The sequence below is a fragment of the Aequorivita nionensis genome, assembly GCF_046352995.1.
Classification (GTDB): Bacteria; Bacteroidota; Bacteroidia; order Flavobacteriales; family Flavobacteriaceae; genus Aequorivita; species Aequorivita nionensis.
In genome coordinates this window covers 3,128,928-3,150,309 of sequence record NZ_CP130281.1, presented here as the reverse complement: position 1 = coordinate 3,150,309, position 21,382 = coordinate 3,128,928, and the positions used below count along the sequence as shown (strand labels likewise).

Below are 21,382 nucleotides of genomic sequence, written 5' to 3'. Positions count from 1 at the left end.
TACGAACTCATATCCGTAAATTTATCCCTTTACCACCGCAAGTTTTTTTCTTAAATTCTTAAAGTTTATCGTGTTTTCCTCATTAGCAAATCTACTCAAAAATGAATCATCATTCTGAAAATGAATTAGGGCTATTTTGTCTTTAATTACATCAAAGGCACTTTTGGCCCAATTCTCAATATTTCCTTCAGATGATAAAATTTTGTTCAATATGAAACTTACATAATCTGTAATAGGCATATTTGGATTTTCTTTACTTACAATTTCGTAATTAATAAAATTTAATTTTTTTTGGCTTGAAAATACTGAATTGAGAATTTTATCAAGTGAGCGTTTTTCCACTTCCAATTCTTCAAAAAAGAATTTATAATATTCTTTTTTGTTCTTTTTGATTCTTGGTATTACACTTTTGTGCAACATCAATTCAATTATTTCATTATCTTCTTTTGTTGCCTTTAAATTTTCATAATATGTTCCTTCCTTCAAAAGAACAGTGAAATAAGCCCTAAAGTTCAAGTGAGGAAGCAGTCGAAACATTTCGGTCATTACACTAATATGGTCTGCTGTAGCGTGAAAGTTGTTTTTCTTAACACGTTCACCGTATTCTGATAATAAAACGTCATCTGCAAGTGTATCTTTTAATTTTTCAAGCGCTTCTTCCAGCAAATTAGGGGTGTCTGATTTTATACAACCATAAACAAATAATGTGGAATCGTTATTTATGTGTCCAGTTTCATCAACATAATAATAATTTGTTTTAGTCATTCATCAAATGTAGGAATTCTTTTTTTGTGCTTTAAAATTTATAATTTGACTTCATTTTTGTCATTTAGAAGATTAAGGTTACGTTGAAATGACAGCATCGCATTTTTAAAATACTACACTTTTTTTTCACAAATTATAGATATTGGGTCAATTGTTTGTTCTTCTACCCATTTGTTACTATTAATCAACGTTTCGATTAATTGTATTTCACCTGGTAGAAAAGCGTTCCGTTCTAATCCCGATAAGGATTCAACTTTCCATTCACTAAAATGTTTTCCCGACTTTATTGGTTTTAATAATGGATTTGTTGGTACTATAAGTGTTATAGCCTTTCCTTTATTTCCCAATATTTCCTTTATACGAGTGTAAATTTCCAAACCGTGAAAATCCCAATCACAGACATAATAGATTGGAAATTTGATTTTATCAATGGGTACTTCGTATAGCTTTTTGGTGTTATTTCCGCCTAAATACCATAGTTCTATATGGTTTTTTCTAAATTCAAAGGGGTCTTTTAAAAAGTCAATATTTTCACATAATAAAATATATTTTGGGTCTAAACAATCAACAACCAAACGATATTGTTGGTCTTTTGCCGATTCTCTGGGAAACTTTGTTACACCCAAAATCGTTAGGATATCTTTTTTTAATTGAGGTTTGCCATCGAGGAACTTGGAATCTTTATTTTCAAAAAAGATGCTCGAAAATATTCTCGGTGTGGATAGTTTTTGTCGAAGAGTTTCCCTGTTTTTATGAATAAGAATGAGAGTTTCTAGAATTTCTTGCGAATAAGTTCTTCTTGCGGAAATTTCAATACCTGCATTTTGAAAAAATTCAGCATAGTATTCAAATTGGTCCAGTAAATGTTCTTCGAAGTAAGCATTAAATCCAGTATTCTTAACGATGATATCTATATTGCCATCTTTGTATTTGAGAAGATGACGCTGTTTATAAAGCACATTTTTTACGAACACGTTGCTCATAAGCTTTACACGAGTGCTTTTCCCTTCATAAAGTTGGTGCAGTCCTTTTAATTGCCGCCAAGTTATTTCCTTTCTCATAAGCTAAAGTTCACAAAATATGACCGATGGATGATGGTTAATCCTATCTTGGTCTTTTCTTTTTGAAAGCCTGTAGATATATTGATTTTTTCTTGACAGTTTATTTGGATTGATACCAAGTGAGATAACTTGATAATCAAATTTTTCTGCCAACTCTTTAAGCATATCAAAATTAGACCCGATACCTTCTGCTTCATCAATACTCAAAAAACGCAGGCCTGCATTTTTATTGACCTTTCCGTCCTTAATTAAGGAAAGCTTTGCGATACATAAAAGTGCTATGGATGAATAGGTCTGTCCAGTACTACCCGAATTTTTTTTACCGCCTTTGGTTATGAGTTCATAATTAAGAGTATAATAAGAGAAGGGGTTGAGCAGCTGCCTAATGGAAACATTTGGTAAAGGCGAAATGCTATGCTCTTTGTATGCTAAAAGAATTTTTTCTTCTAATGTTGGCGCATCCTTTAATTTTGATGTAAGGCTATTTTCCTTATCAAATAAACCAAAATCAAAATTGCCAAGATTACCCAAGAAAGCACTTATCCACTGCAATGAAATATCCTTTCTTAAATCTGGTTTTAGGGATGCTGTGTTGTCACCAGTAATTATCATATAATCTTTCTGAAAAAAGCTATTCATTTTTTTACTATGTGACACCTGTTTGTTTATAGCGGACTGTAAATCTTGTAAGAGGTCCCTTATACTTATCAGTTTATTTTGGTTTAGCCTAGCATTGGCATCATTGATTTGGTCAAGATATTCAATGATTTTCGGTATTACAGCGGCTTCATCAAATGAGATGTCCTTGAACAATTGCTGTGGTAAAAGCAAACGAACCAAGTCCATAAAGTTCTTATCGTCCTTAAACTGTTCTGATTTATCTGTGAGTTGATACGCAATTAGCATTGCTTCAAATTGCTTTGAATAATCTTCCAATCTTTTCTGGTATTGGCCACTTGCATTTTCGTAATCAATTTTTTCAACTTTTATTTTTGAAAATTCAGCTAGCCATTCTGGATATAATGTCTCGATTTTAAGGATGCGATTTTCAGCGTCTTCTTTATCATCTATAAGTGTATCTAACTTATCCCTATTATTCAGAATATTTAGCTGTTGTAAATATTCCTTATGAAATTCTACGGCAAACAGGCTTTCGGCAAATGAAAATTTAGATTTCTGTCGTTCTTTTGAAATATTTAAATCTTTCAACAATTCTTCAACGGTGTCATCTAATGGTTTTATTTCTTCGATGTTTATTTTTGGCAGTTGGTCTTCTATAGTTTTTAATTCGCGAAACGTAGTGTTTAAATTGTTGTTTTTCTCTTTAGACGTAGAATGTGACTCTAATAATTCTTGCTCGTTCTTTAAATCTTTAAATATTTGTTCAAGGTTTTCCCTCGCTATTTCAGAAACAGCTTCTTTTACTTGTTCTGATAACGCACCATCTTTTCTTGACACCCAAGCAGTAAGGGCATCAGGAATTTCAGTTATGTCATTAAGAAGGAAGGTTTGAAGTTTTTTGAGTTGGGAAATGTCATTAGTAATCTGTTCAATTTGAGATTTAATCTCTCTGTTAGATTTTGAAAGCAATACTTCAATTTTAGAATGGTCATTCGTATTGAATATTTGTTCATCTACATAAGTGATATAAATATTCAGACCGGCAAGTTCAAGCCAAAACCCATTATTCTCTTTTGAATGTAAGTGGTCTTTTAGTGCCGAGATGAGTAGTTTAGGGTTTGGTATATATTTACTTCCTTTCTCGGGAAATTCTGGAATTACGGTCTTTAAGTCGTGAAAATGCCGTAGTACACTTTCTTCTTCAGGAGAGCAAGCTTTGTTTTGTTTAAGTATCCAATGAGAGAGTGTATCTGGATTGTTGAAATCATTGAATTTTACCAACTCATCCGCTAATGACAACCTTTTTTTAAGTGTTTCTAGAGTTTGATTTTGTTCAACAATTATTGGTTCAAGACCATTTTCAAAGTTTAATGCATCAAAATCAGTTTCTAACCCTTTCGCTTTAAGAGCTGTATTCAATTTGTCGAGTGCTATTTTAAGTTTTTGTTTTTCAATATAATCTTGAACCACTTTTTTCAGTTGCACATTGTTTTCAATGCGTAATTCCGTTTTTATTGTATTACAATAATTGATAAGCTCTACACGCTTGTTCAGTTTAGTAAACTCTAAATTTGATTCATCTAGTTCTGGCAGAAGTAAATTGATTTTATGTTGTGTATCACGAAGTTTGCTAGCCTTTAATATAATTAGCTCTTCGATTGCGATTCTAGCGTCAAGAATTTCGCACACTAATTTTTTTAGAGTTTTTGTGCTTAATTTGAGAACTGTTTTCTTATAGTTCCAATCTATCTCTACAAAATCTCTTAATGACGAATCTTTTAGTTTTTTCAGCTTGTAAAGCCGTTCTATATTATTGCTTTTATCGGTAAGAGTTTCTATTTCCCTTTTATTTGTCCGGTGCATTGCCACCGAATCTTCATATTTTTTTACGGTTTCTAGGTATTTATTATAGTATAGCTGATTTTTTTCCTTTCCGAATAAGAACTCTTGCAGCTGTACATCATTTTTTACCGATATTCCCTTTCTTGAAAAGGCTTGCAAAATTTTGGCGTAATCACTTAAATCGCTTTTACTGCTGGCAATATCAAGAGGAAGAAGATTGTTATGTAATAGTGCTTCGTGATAGTCTTTAAAAAATGGATAAACTTTACACCCGAAATGGTCTGAATTATTCATTTTTGCATCAAAATCAACTAATGTCAAAAGTGTTTCGTCTTGAACAAAATCCTCAACAGTAAAGGGTTTTTGGAAAGGTTCGAAAACTTTCTGCTCAAAATCTAATCCACCTTGGACTATAAAGGCCTGACTTTGCGTTGACTTTCTTTCGATATAACAACCAATAAGCAAGTATTCTTCTTTTTGAACTTCCACATTGATATAGGCGTACCCATAATCGCCTTTTTCACTTGTCTCTATTACCAAGGTATTGAAAGGTCTATCATCTTTGCTATTTGTTGAAGATTCATACTCTGTAGAACCAATAATGATTAGCTGTAAAAGGTCTGTAAGAATACTTTTGCCCACACCGCTATCGCCAGTAAAATCCGTTCTAAATGGATGAAGTTCATAATCAAAGTTTTGATGATGAATTATATTAATCGTTCCGATACTGTGTATTCTTGGAAAATCTTTCATTGATAGCTTGCAATTATGTCGTCGATTTTAGGAATAATGTCCTCATAAATCGTATTGATGCGTTGAAAAGAAGGTCGGGTTTCAAAATAGTCCTGGTCTAGGTCTATCCAACCCAAGCGTTTAAAGTTTTGCAGGGCAGCAAGCACCACGTTATCAATCATTTTATCATCGTCATCTATTTTCACGTCACCACTGGATTGTGCAAATAGGCGAATGAGCCCTTCTTTATATTCTTCATAATCATTTCTAATCATCTCTTGAAGGGCAGCTAAACTATTCAGTTCTACATTACCTTCATAGAAAATGATTTTATACATAATTATACCGACGATGATGTATTTATTCTTTAGAACGTCTCTATGTGAAGATGGTATTTTACCACGATTGGAAGTGTTGAAATTCAAGAAGAAGTAAGAATCGGACTGAAGGTTCTCTTCCATAAGATGAATACCGTAGAAATGTTGATAATATTTGTTAAGGTCTTCCTTGTGCTTTTTTAAAAATTTGTAGTAGTTTATTTGGTCACCATATTCTTGTATGTGAATGCCATCTTTGAGATAATAGTCCAACTCACCAAAATAAGTTGGTGCATCTGGGTCTTCATAAAATTTTAAAAACTCTAATGTTCCGTTACTATTGTGTTCCATAATATTAATCCTTCGTTCTTAACAGGTTTGGTTTTATCAATTTTGACATCATATTCATCTTTTGCATAGCAAAGGTCCAATACTTTAAAAAAAGCTTTGGTGGCAATGGCAAAATCAGATGATTCTCGTAATATCCTAAAATAAATATCAGATAGGTTCATTTCTTTATTTTTCCTCAATTCCGCAAATATTAGGTTAACCCAATTATCTATGGTATCATAATCATCAAAAGCTTTTTCTAAAATTGCTTGGTTCTCATTTTCGGCAATTAAATCGGGCTCATATTTTTTTCTGGTCTTTGATTTTGTAGGGAATAGTTCCTTATCCCTATCAAATAGAATGTACTTTGGTCGTTTAAATTTCACCTCAAAGGATGGCACTTCTTTAGGAAAGATTATTTCTTTATCATACTTAATTCGTTCAAGCGTGGAATATTTCAATAAAAATCGAATGAATCTGTCTGTTTGAGCACTATATTCAGGGTTTCGAAAGGCTGCAAACAACTGTTTTATTTTCGGCTGAATTCTGTTGAGCCTTCTATCGGTACCACGCAATCTACTTTGAATGCTATCAAAAAAATCGACTTTAGACTGTATAAGGTCAAGTATTTTTCTGTCGTTTGAGTCGATTCCAGTCAATAACAAGCTTATGGAATTGGTTTCGGTAAATGCGATTCTCAACTCTTCATTTTTTCTATGAACTTCAGTTAAATCTTCACTGACATTTCGTAGTAGCTTGAGAGGCTTGAGATGTTGAGCCAATGTGTCTTTTCTTAATTTGATTACAGATTCGTCTATTTGGCGGTCTAAAAAGTCGATATGTTTTTTAAGTGTGGGATGATAATGTTCAAAATGGATTTCAAACCAATCTATCAGAGCTTTTTCCGAACCTAATGAAGCTTCCAGTTGCGACTTAAGCTCTACGCAAATTTTTTTGATTTTTGTAGGTTTAAAACTGCCTTCCAGTGTTTCCTTCGCAATTTTACAAAAGTTAAGTCCATATTCCTGAAAAGAATAGGTTCTGGTCTCTTCGTCGTAGCTAAAAAAAAATTTTTGCAGCCGTAAAATCCTTTTCTTGTTATATGATTTTACGTAAAGGTTTTCTTTCTCGTTGGCTGTCATAGTAGCTTCAAACAGCCTATGAATATCGTCGCCTGAAAAACTATTGTTTTCGTAACGCCCATTAATAATTCCTTCATAAAGATGTATAACAACTATGCCTTCGCGCTTTTCTGGAAACAGTGCTCGGTAGGTTTCAGATTTTGATGCCTCATCTTCAAAGTTAAATATGCTTTCTTTTTCCTTGCTCAATATATCATTTGTATGTTTTAAAAGTTATATTTCTTTTTACGTTTATCAAAAGCTTCAGGGCCGCCTTCAAGCACATCGCAAATATGTTCTTGAACACCTCTTCTGTATAAGACTTCAAGAATACTATCATCTTCGGCTTTAGTGTATTCGATAGAACCAGAAATATACTCAAAATCGTGGGTTTTATTCTTGGTGTCTTCACCATTTTGATTTGCAACAATAATAAGTTCTGCATCCGCACCCAAGACCAAATTTGGATTATGGGTAACAATAATAATTTGTCTTGTTTTCTTTCGTTTTCGAAGAAACTTTACGACCTGATTATAGATAGAACGATTGTCAAGGTCATCTTCAGGTTGGTCTATGAGAATGGGACATTGGCTATCATCCAAATCTATGAGTAAACGCAGTAATACAAATGATTTTTTTCCGGGCGACATATCTGAAATATCATCATCCTGAAATGTAACCTTATAGTCGTGCATAAACCAATTTTTAAAAAGTGATGTAATAGCCTCTTTGTTGGTCACGCCCTTGCGTTTCGGAATTTTACTATTTATAATTTTCCAAGCTTCAGCTTTTAAAAAAGTTTTGTGTTCTTCCACTCCTTCAAAATCATATTCCGTCAGATAATCATATTCCTTGCTCGCTGTAGCACGTCCATCAAAACTCTTTTGCACGAATGATTCTTGAAAGTGTTCCTTCTTGAACTTGGTTACAATATTAAAAGAGAGCTCATCATCAAAATCAGATAAATCCACACTATCTTTTGCTTCTAAATAAAGTGAGTAAAATTCTGCATTATAATCTGATAGTAGTTGAATGTTCTTTTCAACAAGCTTATAAGAGTTATTAATCTCTTTCTGGTATTCTGCTATCTGGAGAAGTATTTTTTCTTCTTTCCCCAATTCCTTTATTAACTCATTAAGTGCGCTTTGGTCTTTTAAGGCCTCCTTAAGGTCGCTTATTGATACTTCAAGGGCTTGGATTTCTTTTGTTGTAGTCTGAATTTGTGCTTCCTGCGTCACAATCCTCTTGTCTATTTCAGAAGACCAATCGTCCTTATAAAACTTGGTTTTAGATGTTATCAGACCTTGGATTTCTGTCTTAAGCGTAGTACCAATTATATTTTCAACTAATGTTTCGTCGATTTCAACACTTATATTTTTGAGTGACTTTAATTTAGATATGTCTTTGTTGAAGGTTTCTATTGCTGCATTTTTTTCTTTTATTTGAGTGTTGGTCTGATTGTACCTATCTAAATCTTCCTTACTTACTTGAGATTTTTCTTGAAGACCTTTAATTTCACCGTTGAGCTTTTCAATTTGCTTTTTTATGCCGCTTTCATCACCCAGTTCCTTTTTTAATCGATTTTTTTCAATATTTATATCGATGTTGGCAAAAAGATTCTTTATAGCTGTTTCTATTTTATCTGCGGTTTCTCTTTTTCTGTCGTTCAGCGAATCATACCATTTTTTAAATTCTTTCTTCTGCAAAAGTACATCCTGGATTATTTCATCAATATCGCCTGTGTCTTCACCGTCATCAACTACTCTGTTTAAGTAAGACTGCGGTATATAAATAATCTTCTTATCCGGATTATTGGTAGCGCCCAGGCTGGAAATTTGACCATCTTTCCAAATGACTTCAAAACCTTTTACAGGTCTTTTGTCTTCAATTTTTGCAGAAGCATTTCGTTTTGTGTATTCCGTGATGTCAGCGGTTTTAGCGGTACTTTTCAATAAGATGGATTTTCCTGTGGATTTTCCGCCGATAATAGCTGTCAAATTTTGATTACAAGGTATTGGGTCGGTGGTAAATACAGGGTCTATAAAACGTAACTTATCTATAACTTCATAAACCTTTTTCTCATCTGGCTTGCGGTCAGTAATACTGACGCGCTCATCTGGTTCGTAAATAATTTGCTTAAGCCCTTCAAATGTTGGGTCAGCTTTAATCCAACAAAGTCTTGAAGCATTTTTAGTATAAAGTTCATCAAAAGTATGCGCGTCACTACCCCATATACAAGGTTTTAAAGATTTAAACTCATTGATGTATTCTTGCGGACTTGCGCCAAAATTACCCAATGCCCATTTTCTTGTGTTCGGATTAGATGCAAATAGACAATCTGACTTTTGAATCAGAATTTTACGCGTTAAATGCCCTTGATTGTTCCAATCTACATCACTTAAATCTTCATCCGATGGTATGGCAATAAGATATTTTCCTTTAAAGAGTGAGGGTTGGTCGGTTAAAATTTCTGAAATTTTATCGTCAGAAACCACTGCATTCATCATTCCAGTATAGAGTTGGCTTGGGTGTTGTCTAAATTGTGCGTGTTCATTTTGTAACCTTGTACCAAGAGCAATAAGGTTATTTATTGTTAGAGCTCTTCTTTCGCCTGCCTCTTGAGGATTTCCTTCAACTATAATCTTTAACTGATGAAGAAAGTTTTCTTCTATATCCTTAATGGCTACTTCGTCAGAAAATAAGACGTGAAAATTTACCCTATTATCCTGTACCAACTTATCCAGCCTAAACTCGATGTTAGGCAAAATGAGAATCTTATGGATTTTTTCAATTTCCTCATCGCTAAATTCTAATTCTTTGAGTTTCGTATTATTATTAAGGTATTGCGTTTTCAGCTTTTTATATCCCTCTATGGAAAAATAATCAGTTATGCCTATAGAAGCGATATTGTGTACAAGTGCTTTTGAAAATAATTGTTTCACATATTCGTCCCAGTCAGCACCAAAACCATTGTTTAGTGCTGATTCTGGTGTATGAACGTGCAAATCCCATATTCGCCATTCTGAACCTTTAGTATAACGTTTGCTCATATATCATAAAAATTTACCCCTTTAAAAGGGGCTGGTACTTTAACCAATATGTAATAAAGGATTACAATGAATACCGGAAAACCAATATAAGAAATTTTCCAAGTAATCGAATCTTTTTAAAAAAGTAAATAAAATTTCCATTGTTTATTTACCAAAATAATGACTCATAACAGCACAAGTTTATAGCTCAACCCACACAGCGGGATGCTCACTCGCTGCCTCTTTTTTAGAATGAATACTGGGATAGACTGACCAGATAGGTCGCTGTTTGGGAAGAACCCCTTTCCGGTTAAGACCGCTATCTTTTACCTTGGCAAATAAATTGGGCGAAAGTAATAAATAGTCTTTTTGTTTGATATTAACCCCAAGCCGATAGGCACCCAATCTAAAATAGTCTGCATCGCTTCCTTTATCATAATCTACATTGAAGGATGGGTGTTTTGTTACATCCTTTAAATCTGTATCACGTAACAAAGGCGTAAGGGAATCAGAATAGGAAGCTGCATTTAATGTCCCTGCAACTATGATATCTTTGTGCCCATCATTCAAGAGTTTACGATATACACTCGCAATTTGTTGAGATTGAATATTACGATAGGCGTCAGTCATCTCTATTTCGGAGGTGTCTTCTTGCAATTGAACGGCCAATAGCCAAATGGTACGATGAGATGGCGTATCAATTTCATACTGGAAAAATTCCTTTTTGGGATTAAAACTATTATCAATTTCAAAATGATGCGTTCTGACGGATTTAATGAAGTAACCATCTTTTAGAAGCATTGCCATTTCTTGACCACGTTTGTCGCTACCTTGAACGACAGCTATTTCTTGAAAGGATTTGGTATTACATTCAGGCAATAGTTGGGCATTGAATTCTTCCAATGAAGCCCTGTCCTCAATTTCCTGCAATAGCAGAATATCAGGATTTACATCGGCAATTACCTGTGCCTTGTTTTTTATGGCTGTTGAATCTATGGGAATAGTTTGAAGTGCTATCCAACCGTTCCAATCCGTAAGTTCCCCAGATTTGAGTTCATTTGAATAATCCATTCCTTTGAGGAACAGAAATCCCGCTCGTTTGCGCATTACGGCGTAGGGAACATCAAAGGACTTGTCAAAACCTAACAGAAAAACAAGTTCTTGAATACGTTCTGCATTGCTCGTTGCACGGTTGCTTCCACACATCAGGTCGTCAAGTTCTTTTATCCAATCTGCTAGACATTTTCCGTAGGATTTATCTGAAAGGCTTCTGTCTCGATGGAACAGATTCTGAATATTATAAGTTGCTATCTTCATAATTATTTACGTTTATCGTTAGTATTTTTATCAAAAGCTATCAGGTTGAAAAGTTCTCGCATTCGGCTTCTTACTCGATTTCCATAGCGTTCTTCAAGTTCTTCTGCATTTAGATTGGTAGTTGCGTGGGTCTTTATTTTTGACTTGGTTTGTAGATACAGTTCATAGCGTGAGAGCAATACCTCGCCCATCACATTACAGTCTTTACCATAATGGCGACCCATTGGCTCAACGCCAAGGTCATCAAAGCAGATAGGGCTGCTATCGCCATAATCTTCGATTATTTTATAACCTAAATGATTGAACCCAAATACAATGTTTCGACACGGAGCAAGCATATAGGGACGTTGCAGAGGAACTAAATATTTCAACAACTTCATCAAACTTGTTTTGCCGCAGCCAACAGGTCCAGAAAGTAAAACACCTTTTTCAGGGTCAATACCTGCTTGTTCACAATTAGTTTTATCCTTAATGAAATAGTAGCACAATTGCCGTATGATTTCCGTGTCCTCATCATAAATTTTGAAGTGCTTCCCAAACAGAAGCTTTCCTTTGGCATTTAGGTAAATTAGGATTTTGTCAAAATCGTAGAGCACATTTTTGCCATCGAATTTTCCCAAAGAAAATTCTACACCGCCTTCGATGATTTTAGAGGGGTTGTCCATAATCCTTGTTTTTATTGGTTTTTAGGTTGTCCCGATTTTGAAACACTTCTTTGACCGTTTGTTCTTTTTTTATTTCAGCAGCTTTTAAAATCCAATTTTCAGCCGAAGCCTGCCAATCGAAGATTTTAATTTTACCGCCCAATTTCCATCCAATTGAGGTGTAGTGGTTAAAGAATTTCTTGCCCTCAATAGATGGCCACTTTCTTTTTTTGAAAAAATCCAAAACCTCATTTTCGTTTTTTGGTAGCTTACGTTTATTATTGTTTTCTATTTGTTTATTACTGTTTATATTAGGTACTAATGCTTGTCCCAGTACTTGTTCACTGCTTGTACCATAAGTTGTATCGATACTTGTCTCACTGCTTGTACCGAATTTGAGCATCTTGATTTGGCTACCTTTGTACGGGTTGTGCGATGGCATATAGAAAATGTATGACCAGTCACTCAAATTTTTAAGACAACGATGATACGTTGCTTTCGACCCTATTTTTGCCATTTTCATCACTTCTTCACGGTTTATATAAAATGTTTCTGGAAATCGGTTGATGTTCCAAAATTGGAATAATGCGATATACAAGCTGATGTGCGTTGGATTCAAGCGTGAATCTTTTGCAAATTGCTGAAACACGGCGTTGAGATGTTTTATATAGTTCATACATCGTTAATCGAAATTATGTTGCACCCTGTTATCGGTCATTACTTTTTGAATTTCTTCGGCATCATAAAAGATGATACCACCAACCTTTGTGTACGGCAGTGTGCCATTGACACGAAGGTTTTGTAATGTGCCTGGGCTTATTTGAAGCAAGTCCATAACCTCGGAAGACTTGAGATATTTCTTTAGTTTCCCTTGAGCTTGTTTGGACAATAGCTTTTTGATATCATCGAGCAATTCCAGTTTGAATTCCCGAAGGTCGTCGGTGGTAATAATGCTTGTGGGCATAGTAGAACTTTTTTGTAGAAAGGGACTAACTTCTTTCTTTGAATCAGAATGATAGTCCCTGACCTGATTTGACTTTCGTTCTACAAATTTGATAAGTATTAATGGGTTTTAATCCCCAGTACAACCGTACTACGGTCAAATTTTAACATCTTGAAATTTGATAGATTTTGTAGTGTTTTGACAGTTGAAAATTGAAAATAGTGTGTGAAATCATACCAAATAAAATGAAGAAAGCGTCGAAAAACAAAAGACCGTAGGTCAACCGTAGTACGGTGTTTTTTCATCAGCAAATGAATAAGTTATTCTTCAGCTTTATCCATCTGTGATAATAGGGCAGAAGAAAGCTCATCTAAAAATTTTGTGCGGCTAACTTTGCGGGATTTAATTTCTGAATATGTTTTGTAGAAATCACCCAAATCGTAATGAAAGATGTGCTGTAAGGTCGTCGCAATTTCTTTAATATCGACATTGCCATTATTGATGGCGCGATTTGAGTGTAGAGCATACACCAATTCGGTAAGGGCTGTCTTTGAAGCAGTCCATTTTAGAGATGGAATCTGGGCAGAGCCATTAATTCTATCCTTTGTTACTTTACCATTTTTCAATAGACGTTTTTGTAGATAATCTATAAACATTTGGTAAGCTTTGACCTTTCCCAAAAGCATATCCCTTGCAGTGCTAAATTCAGGGTCTTGAAAGTAAAATTTAGAGTAGGTAATAATATATGTGTCTAAATAGTCACGGGTAAAATACTGTTGGTCTAAATGAGTGGAATTAGATTCCACGTAACGGATGAAGTCCATATTGTAAAGAAAAAACCGATTGATTTTATTGATTTTCCGCTTGGTGTATTTTTTCTGACTGTCCAAGTTTGCTTTTGGGAACTGAATCTCAAACGAGCGCACTTCTGAATAATAAATTAATGGAACTAATGGGATTTGCTTTGTATATTTAAAAAAATCAATTTCTTCTTTCAAAGACTCGAAGTCGTAGTCTATGATTTTTTTTCGGAAACGGTTTAGAACATTTCTGCATAATTTGATGCAATTTTCAGATAATTCAATAACGTCAATATGTTTTACCCGAAGCTTTTCCAATTCAGATAAAAATACGCTTGATATGTCGTCGAATTCCAAAATCATCCTATGAATCAGTTTTTTTGACTGTCTCGGAAATCAATTCAGAAATCACTAAAAATGGCGTAAGAAGGTTTGTCCAACAGTATATTTGGGAATTAATCTTTCCAGAGCTTTTCTTATAAATTTAAGGTTTTGAAGTGAAACGCTACGTTAAATTTGTGCGTATTTATGTACGGAATCAATGTATATTAATACGCTCACCACATTTATAAGGGTTTAGAGAACTATTTTTTCTTACTACTGAACCTTTTTGTAAACTCGGTTCTATTTCTTACGTTCGTTTTTTTGAAGATATTGGATGCGTGTTTTGACACAGTGCTTTTGGCAATGAATAAATCATTGGCAATTTTCTGATAGCTCAAATTACTTAAAATGGACATTGCAATTTCTATTTCCCTTCGAGTAAGATTTCCATAAACGAATTTTGATTCATTCACTTTCTCTACGTGTTCTTTATTGAACAAAAACACTTCATACAGTTTATTTTTGTTTTCGAGAAAGAATAAATATCTATCAGTTTCAATGATAGTAATGGCATAAAATGCAGAATTCATTACTGTGAATGTTATCCATTGATAATCGCCAATAACCGTGCAAATAGGTAACAACGCAACCGCACTCACACTTATAATCGATAATTTGTTACGTCGTAATATAAATTTATTCGGATTTACGGGATTTGAAATTCTTCGGTAGAAGAGCATCAAAAAGAAAAATGCAATAATTGATATAGGGATGGTAAACAACATCCTTGAAGAATCGATTGAGTTTGTGAAATAATACGGTATTACAAAGAGTAGAACAAAACTTCCACCAGCAACAAAGGAAAGATTCCGAATGGATGAATGAAATTTTAGGACTTCGATATCATATTCTTTATAAAGATAATACACAATGTAAACGCACAACGTAATTGCTATACCGTATGTAATGATATATTGAATCAAAATTGGTCCAGGAAAATTGTCGATTGGAAGAAAACCGCCGGAAAGATTATAAGCGACAAAAAGTAAACCTAAATAAAGAAATCGATTGAGATTACGATTTGAATTGAGTGCTTGGTAAAGTGTAATCAATACAATGACCGTATCTATCAACAGATAAAAGAATGTTGTCCAGTGTATTGATGTATTGAACATTGTTTTTAATCATTTTCTCGCTCAAATCTATTGTTATCAATATTTTTAATCACATTGTCCCAATTAAAGACTTTCCCGTTCATTGCTATATAAACACCTTCATCTAATTGTTGCAGTGATGCAAGGGCATATCCAAGATTAAAAGGTGCATCTGTATAATTTACTGTACCCAAAATAAAAGAACCAACCAGTACAATGGTTTTTTTAAGATTTAGTTTGCCCAAAAACCTTGCAGTTTCGGCCATTGTGTAAGTTCCGTGGGTAATCAGAATTTTATTTTCTTTTGATTGAATGATATTATCGACTAAAAGTTCTCTATCCGCACCAGTGATATGCCTACTGTCTTTATCAAAAAGGGTTTCTATCTTATATTCGAAAGAAATGTTCGCAGTTTCCAAAAAATTGGAAATATCAATTGCGCGCTGTCCAGCTTTATCTTCAGCATTTTCATATTCCAGACCACCAATGGTACCGCCAGTTGTAAAAATCTTAATCATAAGTGTGATTTAGAAATGACCAGATATATAAAGTTACCATAACTTTTTGACAGTTGGGTAATTTATTGTTGGTTGAATGAAACTTAAAGCAGAAAATCTATGAACTACTGACAGAAGTTTTCGTAGTTTGGGAATAATTGGTCAATTTATCTTTAAGCGCCTTCATATCATCGCTTACTTTCTTGTCAATTATCTTGGCGTAGTGTTGCGTAGTTTTAAGAGATTTATGACCGAGCATTTTGCTCACAGATTCGATGGGCACACCATTTGTTAACGTAACTGTCGTGGCGAATGTGTGACGTGCAAGATGGAATGTGAGGTTTTTATTTATTCCACAAAGGTCAGCAATCTCTTTTAAATAGGCATTCATTTTTTGATTGCTCAAAACTGGAAGCAAGAGTTCGCTATCTGAAAAATCAGAGCTTTCAGCATATTTTTCAAGTAAAGCTTCTGGAATTGATAAAATAGGAATATTGCTTCGGGTATCCGTTTTGCTTCTTTTGGTTTTTATCCAACGTTCACCCGTAATGCCAAGTACAATATCGTTTTGGGAAAGTTTTTTTACATCGGCATATGCTAATCCGGTAAAGCAACAGAATACAAAGATATCCTTGACTTGGTTTAAACGATGGATTCCAAATTCTTTTTCCACAAGCTTTTGAAGTTCTTTTTCAGTCAAAAATTCTCTGTCAACAATTTTGAGTTTAGCTTTCCAATGTATGAAAGGGTCTTTATTTATCCAATCGTTCGCATAAGCGATTCGAATGATTTTCTTAAAATTTGTAATGTACTTTATAGCTGTATTGTGGGCACAATTTCTTGTGGTTTTGAGGTAATATTCAAAACCAGTAATAAATGTATGGTCAACATCCTTAACCGGAATGTCTTTTACATTGTATTCTTTTGAGATATAATCTTTAACGTGTTTTCTGGCAGTTTTATAACGTTCAGCTGTACCCGCAGCAAAATCTTTACCTATTAACTTGTCCACCTTATCATTATGTTCTTGAAAAATTTCCAATAGCATTTTGTGCTTAATATCTTTTCCCAGATATATATTTTTGATTTTTTGTGCCGTTACTGAAGCATTTTTTTCGGAAAGTTGTTCTTGAATCTTATTGAGTTTGGTTCGTATTGAGGTCATATACTTGTTCAATTCACGAACATCAGAGGTTGTTCCTCTCATCTTGCCAGCTTCAGAATTCCATTTAGTTAATAAAACTTTACGTTTTATACTAAACTCACTTCTTTTTCCATTTACAGTGATTCGTGCATAAATAGGGGCATTGCCGTTTTTATCGATGTCGTTTCCTCGTGGATAAAATAATATGGAAAATGTAGTTTGCATCGGTACGTACTTTTTGTTATCCTTAAAGATACAAAAAATATTGATTCAAAAACCATATAAAAGCCTATATAGCAACATTTAACACATAATTCGGTGCGTAAATTGAATTAAAAAAACCCGCACCGAATACCGCACTTTTTATTTGATATTAGATGATTTTGTTTGATATTGAAGAAAATGAAAAAAGCCGACAAACATAGTGTTTATCGGCTTTTGGTGGAATTTGGTAAATTCCCAGCGGAGAAAGAGGGATTCGAACCCCCGGAGGTGTGACCCTCAACAGTTTTCAAGACTGCCGCATTCGACCACTCTGCCATTTCTCCAGTGGTATGCGTACCTAAATTCTCTAAAAATCTTAGCGGACCTTCGCCCGCCGAAGCAAATGTTAATTTGCGTAGGCGGGTGCAAATATAAAAAGCTTTTTTAAATATTCCATTTCTTTTTGATGTTTTTGTTTGTTAAATATAATCATCAATAAATATCTCCAAAAGCACTGTAATATTTAGGGTAGTATCCCTAAAACCTTTCAATAATTTCAACAATTATATTTTTAGTAATTTTATTTAGCCTAACAAATCCTTAATGAAGCGTTTAAAGCTACTTTTTCTTCTATTGTTTCCTTGCCTTGTTTTTTCGCAAAGCAACAAACAGGTAGCGTTTCGGGAGCTTACCGTTGAACAGGGCTTGTCGCAAAATAGTGTGGTTAGCATTGCCCAAGACAGTACGGGTTTTATGTGGTTTGCTACCCAAGATGGATTGAATAAGTATGATGGTCGGGATTTTATTCACTATGACATTCAATTTGAAGATGTAACACGACCTAAATACAGTAAGCTGGGCAAAATATATGTAAGCAAAACCGGTGAACTGTGGATTGTTTCCAACTCAGGAAAACTTAAAAAATACAATCAAGAAATTGATGGTTTTAAAACTATTTCGAATATTGGCCAAATAAGCACCCTCATTCAAAATAAATCTTCAGATTATTATTTGGGCACTTATGAGAAGGGGATTTACAAAATAAATCATCAAACCAAAGACACCGTTCAATTTTTAAAATCAAAAGACGCAAACCGTACAATCTATGATTTTCTTGAAACGTATGATAATATCGTTTTAGCTACTACAAATAATGGTTTCTTCGAAATTAAAGATGGGAATTATAAGTTTAGGGAAATTCTGCCCGAAACCAATTTCAGCGCCCTTTCACAATCAAAAAATGGAACGATTTATATAGGAAGCTTTGGTGAAGGTCTTTTTAAAAAACAACAAAATGAAACTGAGTTTTCGAGATTCACGGGTTTTTCCTTGACTTCATTGCCCAAAAATTTAATCATTCAAGATCTTTTGTTTGATAAGCGAAACCAACTATGGGTTGCAACTTATGGGCAAGGTGTTTATTTAATAAATTTTGAAAGGGAAACCATTCAACATTTCACAGAAAACAAAAACAACCCGTATGCTTTGCACTACAACGATGTGCTCAGTTTGTTTGAAGACAATACCGGCACTATTTGGTTGGGAACGGACGGTACGGGGCTGAGTTACTACGATGAGTATTTGGTAAAATTCAATGTATTAACTAATGATCAAGTGCCATTGAATGTAAATGTGGACGTTATTAGGGCAATTACAAAAGATACCCAAAATAATATTTGGGTAGGAACTTCGGGAAAAGGTTTAACCCGTTTAAATATTGATAAAAAGGATTTTTATACCTATACCATTGAAAATTCCAATCTTTTGGGAGATAGGATAATGAGTTTATTGGCTGATGATGATAATCTGTATATAGGCCACCAGGCGCATGGATTGCAAATAATGGATTCCAAGGGAAAGATTGCTTCTTTTAAAGAAACTTCTTCGTTTACTATTTGGAAAATCTACAAAGATAAAAGCGGCAATATTTGGTTGGGAACAAGAGATCACGGACTTATTCAGTTTGATAAAGATCGAGGAATAATTCAGCAATACACAACCGAAAATTCAAGCCTGACCACAAACAATATTAGAACCATTGAACAGGGAGCAAACACTGATCTTTGGGTTGGCACGGAGACCGACGGCCTTTTTAAATTAAATGTTCAAAACAATACAATTGAAAACATTGCGTCAGTAAATAGCAATGTGAAATCATTATATTTTAATGGCACTGTTCTATTAATTGGAACCAACGGAGATGGTCTGCAAATCTACAATCCCAACCATAAAACCATTCAAAAAATTACAAAGGCGGAAGGCTTGCCCAATAATGTGGTCTATGGAATTCTCCCCGATGCCGATGGCTATTTATGGATAAGCAGCAACAAAGGCATCTCAAAGTTGAAATTTCAAAACAATACAATTTCAGTTATAGAAAATTACAGCAATTACGATGGACTGCAAGCCTTTGAATTCAATACTGGCGCCTATTTCAAAGATAAAAACGGTATTCTGTATTTTGGTGGATTGGAAGGAATCAATTGGTTTAACCCCAATCAATTATCGTTTAATCCCATAAAACCGAAAACAGTAATTTCAGGTTTCGAGGTTTACAATAAAAGCCGAAAGCTTATTCCCAACCAAAATCTTCAGCATAATGAAAATACTGTTACGTTCACTTTTTCCTCACTGCATTTTTCACAGCCGGAGCGCAATCAATACAAATATAAACTGCTGAACAACGATGTAGATTGGATTGTCGCTGGAAATAGCAATGTGGCGCACTACACAAACTTACCGCCAAATGATTATGAATTTCAAGTGATTTCCAGCAATTATGACGGCGTTTGGAACACCGAACCTGCAACCTATTCGTTCACAATCCTCAAGCCTTGGTACGGCACCAATTTGGCAAAGGCGATATATGCACTGTTATTTCTACTATTTAGCTTCTACCTTTATAGATATTTGAAATGGCGCTGGGAAATAAAGGCACAGCTTCGATTGGAGCACGAAGAAACGGAGCGACTAAAGAAGTTGGATGATTTCAAAACCAAGCTTTATACAAATATTTCGCACGAATTTAGAACCCCTTTAACGCTTATTTCGGGACCAATTGAGAACCAACTTTCAAAAGAAAAAATTTCAGAAGAAGATAAAAAAGAACTGTCTTTGGTAAAACAAAATGCAGACAGGCTACTAATTCTGGTTGAACAAATGCTGGATTTGTCTATGATAGATTCCGGTCAGCGAAAACTGAAAATTAAAAAAGGCAACCTTTCTATACTGCTTAATCAGCTTATCAGTGCTTTTCAGTATAAAGCGGCGGAAAAAGAGATAACAATTTTAAGTAACATTCAGGATTTAAAAAATGTGTGGTTTGATGAGGATATAATTGAAAAAGTGGTTTCAAACCTTTTGGTGAATGCCATAAAATATGCCCCGCCAAAGAGTACAATTGTTTTTGATGCAAACAAACAGGAAGCGGTTATGGTGCTTTCCATAATCAATAATAGCGATAACGTTGGTAAAAAGGATTTGAGCAAACTCTTTCAGCGTTTTTATCAGGACAACAAGCTGTCTGACGGCGTTGGGGTTGGTCTTGCCCTTGTTAGGGAATTGGTTACGCTTTCAAAAGGAACCATTATAGCGAACAATATTGATAACGACAAAATACAGTTTACCGTGTCGCTTCCCATAAATAAGGATGCTTTTGAAGATGAAGTTTTAAATATTGATGAAGAAATTTTATTCTTTGAAGAAGAAACTGAACAAACAATTTCCAATTTCAATTCCAATAAAGAAAAACCATTGTTATTAATTGTTGAGGACGATGCAGATATTCGTGCATTTATCATTTCGATCTTTAAAAAACAGTATGAAATAATTGAAGCCGGAAATGGAAAAATAGGAATAGAAAAAGCATTGAAAGAAATACCAGATTTGATTATAAGTGATATTATGATGCCTGAAATTGATGGCATTCAACTTTGCAACACGCTTAAAACAAGCGAACTTACTAGTCACGTTCCTATAATCCTCCTGACTGCAAAAGTGGGCGAGGAAAACGAAATTGAAGGAATAAAAACGGGCGCCGATGCGTATGTAACAAAACCTTTCAACAGTGAAAAACTAAAAATTTGGGTTGAAAAACTTATCGAAAACAGGATGCAATTGCAAAAGCATTTCAGCAAGACCCTAAGCATTAATCCAGAGATTGCAATAACTTCAGCTGAAAGCGAATTTTTAAAACGTTTGCAAACAGTTTTAGATGAACACATAACAAATTCTGAATTTTCAGTTGAGGGTTTTGGCAAACTCATGCACATGAGCCGTACACAACTTCACCGAAAATTGAAAGCCATAACAGGAATGTCTGCCAGTGAATTTATTCGTTCAGAACGTTTAAAATTGGCCATTCGTTTGTTAAAGGAGTCTGATGCTTCAGTGTCTGAAATTGCATATCAAGTTGGGTTTAATACGCCTTCATATTTTGGTAAATGTTTTAAAGAAGTATATAAATGTTCTCCTAATGAATATCTTTCAAACAACACATAAAACGTCTAAAACAGTCTATTTCTTTCCATTGAAACAT

15 protein-coding genes and 1 tRNA gene are annotated in these 21,382 nt (G+C 34.3%); 1 reads left to right on the top strand and 15 read right to left on the bottom strand.

Annotated elements, in window-relative coordinates; genetic code table 11:
- Positions 1–21: 21 nt before the first annotated feature.
- From Q2U82_RS14350 to Q2U82_RS14280, 15 genes are all read right to left on the bottom strand, one after another.
- Entirely contained in the window at positions 22–765 is a 744-nt protein-coding gene (locus Q2U82_RS14350; protein ID WP_290629393.1) for a DUF3800 domain-containing protein, read from the bottom strand.
- Between the two features lie 113 nt (positions 766–878).
- Positions 879–1,724 (bottom strand): hypothetical protein, encoded by an 846-nt coding sequence (locus Q2U82_RS14345; protein ID WP_410005531.1) that lies wholly within the window; start codon positions 1,722–1,724, stop codon positions 879–881.
- A gap of 105 nt (positions 1,725–1,829) precedes the next feature.
- The gene (locus Q2U82_RS14340; protein WP_290629397.1) at positions 1,830–5,042 is read right to left on the bottom strand and encodes a hypothetical protein; all 3,213 of its coding nucleotides are present in this window, start codon (positions 5,040–5,042) and stop codon (positions 1,830–1,832) included.
- Entirely contained in the window at positions 5,039–5,689 is a 651-nt protein-coding gene (locus Q2U82_RS14335) for a condensin complex protein MksE (RefSeq protein ID WP_290629398.1), read from the bottom strand. The genes Q2U82_RS14340 and Q2U82_RS14335 overlap by 4 nt, the downstream gene beginning before the upstream one ends.
- Positions 5,662–6,999, bottom strand: coding sequence for a hypothetical protein (locus Q2U82_RS14330; protein WP_290629400.1), 1,338 nt, complete (start codon positions 6,997–6,999; stop codon positions 5,662–5,664). The genes Q2U82_RS14335 and Q2U82_RS14330 overlap by 28 nt, the downstream gene beginning before the upstream one ends.
- 17 nt (positions 7,000–7,016) lie before the next feature.
- On the bottom strand, positions 7,017–9,839 hold the full coding sequence (locus Q2U82_RS14325) for a TrlF family AAA-like ATPase (RefSeq protein WP_410005530.1): 2,823 nt from the start codon (positions 9,837–9,839) through the stop codon (positions 7,017–7,019).
- 180 nt (positions 9,840–10,019) lie between these two features.
- The gene (locus Q2U82_RS14320; protein ID WP_410005529.1) at positions 10,020–11,135 is read right to left on the bottom strand and encodes a hypothetical protein; all 1,116 of its coding nucleotides are present in this window, start codon (positions 11,133–11,135) and stop codon (positions 10,020–10,022) included.
- A gap of 2 nt (positions 11,136–11,137) precedes the next feature.
- Positions 11,138–11,800, bottom strand: coding sequence for an ATPase (locus Q2U82_RS14315; protein ID WP_410005528.1), 663 nt, complete (start codon positions 11,798–11,800; stop codon positions 11,138–11,140).
- On the bottom strand, positions 11,784–12,455 hold the full coding sequence (locus tag Q2U82_RS14310) for a hypothetical protein (protein WP_290629408.1): 672 nt from the start codon (positions 12,453–12,455) through the stop codon (positions 11,784–11,786). Before Q2U82_RS14310 ends, Q2U82_RS14315 begins: the two co-directional genes overlap by 17 nt.
- Positions 12,456–12,461: 6 nt before the next feature.
- Complete coding sequence (locus Q2U82_RS14305; protein ID WP_290629410.1) at positions 12,462–12,743, bottom strand: helix-turn-helix domain-containing protein; 282 nt, start codon at positions 12,741–12,743, stop codon at positions 12,462–12,464.
- 299 nt (positions 12,744–13,042) lie between these two features.
- Positions 13,043–13,885, bottom strand: coding sequence for an RteC domain-containing protein (locus Q2U82_RS14300; RefSeq protein WP_410005527.1), 843 nt, complete (start codon positions 13,883–13,885; stop codon positions 13,043–13,045).
- A 221-nt stretch (positions 13,886–14,106) separates the two neighbouring features.
- Positions 14,107–15,021 (bottom strand): helix-turn-helix domain-containing protein, encoded by a 915-nt coding sequence (locus tag Q2U82_RS14295; protein ID WP_290629414.1) that lies wholly within the window; start codon positions 15,019–15,021, stop codon positions 14,107–14,109.
- 5 nt (positions 15,022–15,026) lie between these two features.
- Positions 15,027–15,518, bottom strand: a complete 492-nt coding sequence (locus Q2U82_RS14290) for an asparaginase domain-containing protein (RefSeq protein ID WP_290629416.1) — start codon at positions 15,516–15,518, stop codon at positions 15,027–15,029.
- A gap of 97 nt (positions 15,519–15,615) precedes the next feature.
- Positions 15,616–16,866: a site-specific integrase gene (locus tag Q2U82_RS14285; protein WP_290629417.1), complete on the bottom strand. Its 1,251-nt coding sequence runs from the start codon at positions 16,864–16,866 to the stop codon at positions 15,616–15,618.
- Positions 16,867–17,104: 238 nt separating this feature from the next.
- Positions 17,105–17,189 (bottom strand) — tRNA-Ser (locus Q2U82_RS14280).
- Between the two features lie 259 nt (positions 17,190–17,448).
- Here Q2U82_RS14280 and Q2U82_RS14275 point away from each other — a divergent pair.
- Positions 17,449–21,345: a two-component regulator propeller domain-containing protein gene (locus Q2U82_RS14275; RefSeq protein WP_410005526.1), complete on the top strand. Its 3,897-nt coding sequence runs from the start codon at positions 17,449–17,451 to the stop codon at positions 21,343–21,345.
- Positions 21,346–21,382: the final 37 nt, after the last annotated feature.

What these genes read in the sequence shown, in the direction of transcription:
- Q2U82_RS14350 (WP_290629393.1), bottom strand. Translation starts at nt 765, where the DNA reads ATGACTAAAACAAATTATTATTATGTTGATGAAACTGGACACATAAAT.
- Q2U82_RS14340 (WP_290629397.1), bottom strand. Translation starts at nt 5,042, where the DNA reads ATGAAAGATTTTCCAAGAATACACAGTATCGGAACGATTAATATAATT.
- Q2U82_RS14335 (WP_290629398.1), bottom strand. Translation starts at nt 5,689, where the DNA reads ATGGAACACAATAGTAACGGAACATTAGAGTTTTTAAAATTTTATGAA.
- Q2U82_RS14325 (WP_410005530.1), bottom strand. Translation starts at nt 9,839, where the DNA reads ATGAGCAAACGTTATACTAAAGGTTCAGAATGGCGAATATGGGATTTG.
- Q2U82_RS14320 (WP_410005529.1), bottom strand. Translation starts at nt 11,135, where the DNA reads ATGAAGATAGCAACTTATAATATTCAGAATCTGTTCCATCGAGACAGA.
- Q2U82_RS14315 (WP_410005528.1), bottom strand. Translation starts at nt 11,800, where the DNA reads ATGGACAACCCCTCTAAAATCATCGAAGGCGGTGTAGAATTTTCTTTG.
- Q2U82_RS14310 (WP_290629408.1), bottom strand. Translation starts at nt 12,455, where the DNA reads ATGAACTATATAAAACATCTCAACGCCGTGTTTCAGCAATTTGCAAAA.
- Q2U82_RS14305 (WP_290629410.1), bottom strand. Translation starts at nt 12,743, where the DNA reads ATGCCCACAAGCATTATTACCACCGACGACCTTCGGGAATTCAAACTG.
- Q2U82_RS14300 (WP_410005527.1), bottom strand. Translation starts at nt 13,885, where the DNA reads ATGATTTTGGAATTCGACGACATATCAAGCGTATTTTTATCTGAATTG.
- Q2U82_RS14295 (WP_290629414.1), bottom strand. Translation starts at nt 15,021, where the DNA reads ATGTTCAATACATCAATACACTGGACAACATTCTTTTATCTGTTGATA.
- Q2U82_RS14290 (WP_290629416.1), bottom strand. Translation starts at nt 15,518, where the DNA reads ATGATTAAGATTTTTACAACTGGCGGTACCATTGGTGGTCTGGAATAT.
- Q2U82_RS14285 (WP_290629417.1), bottom strand. Translation starts at nt 16,866, where the DNA reads ATGCAAACTACATTTTCCATATTATTTTATCCACGAGGAAACGACATC.
- Q2U82_RS14275 (WP_410005526.1), top strand. Translation starts at nt 17,449, where the DNA reads ATGAAGCGTTTAAAGCTACTTTTTCTTCTATTGTTTCCTTGCCTTGTT.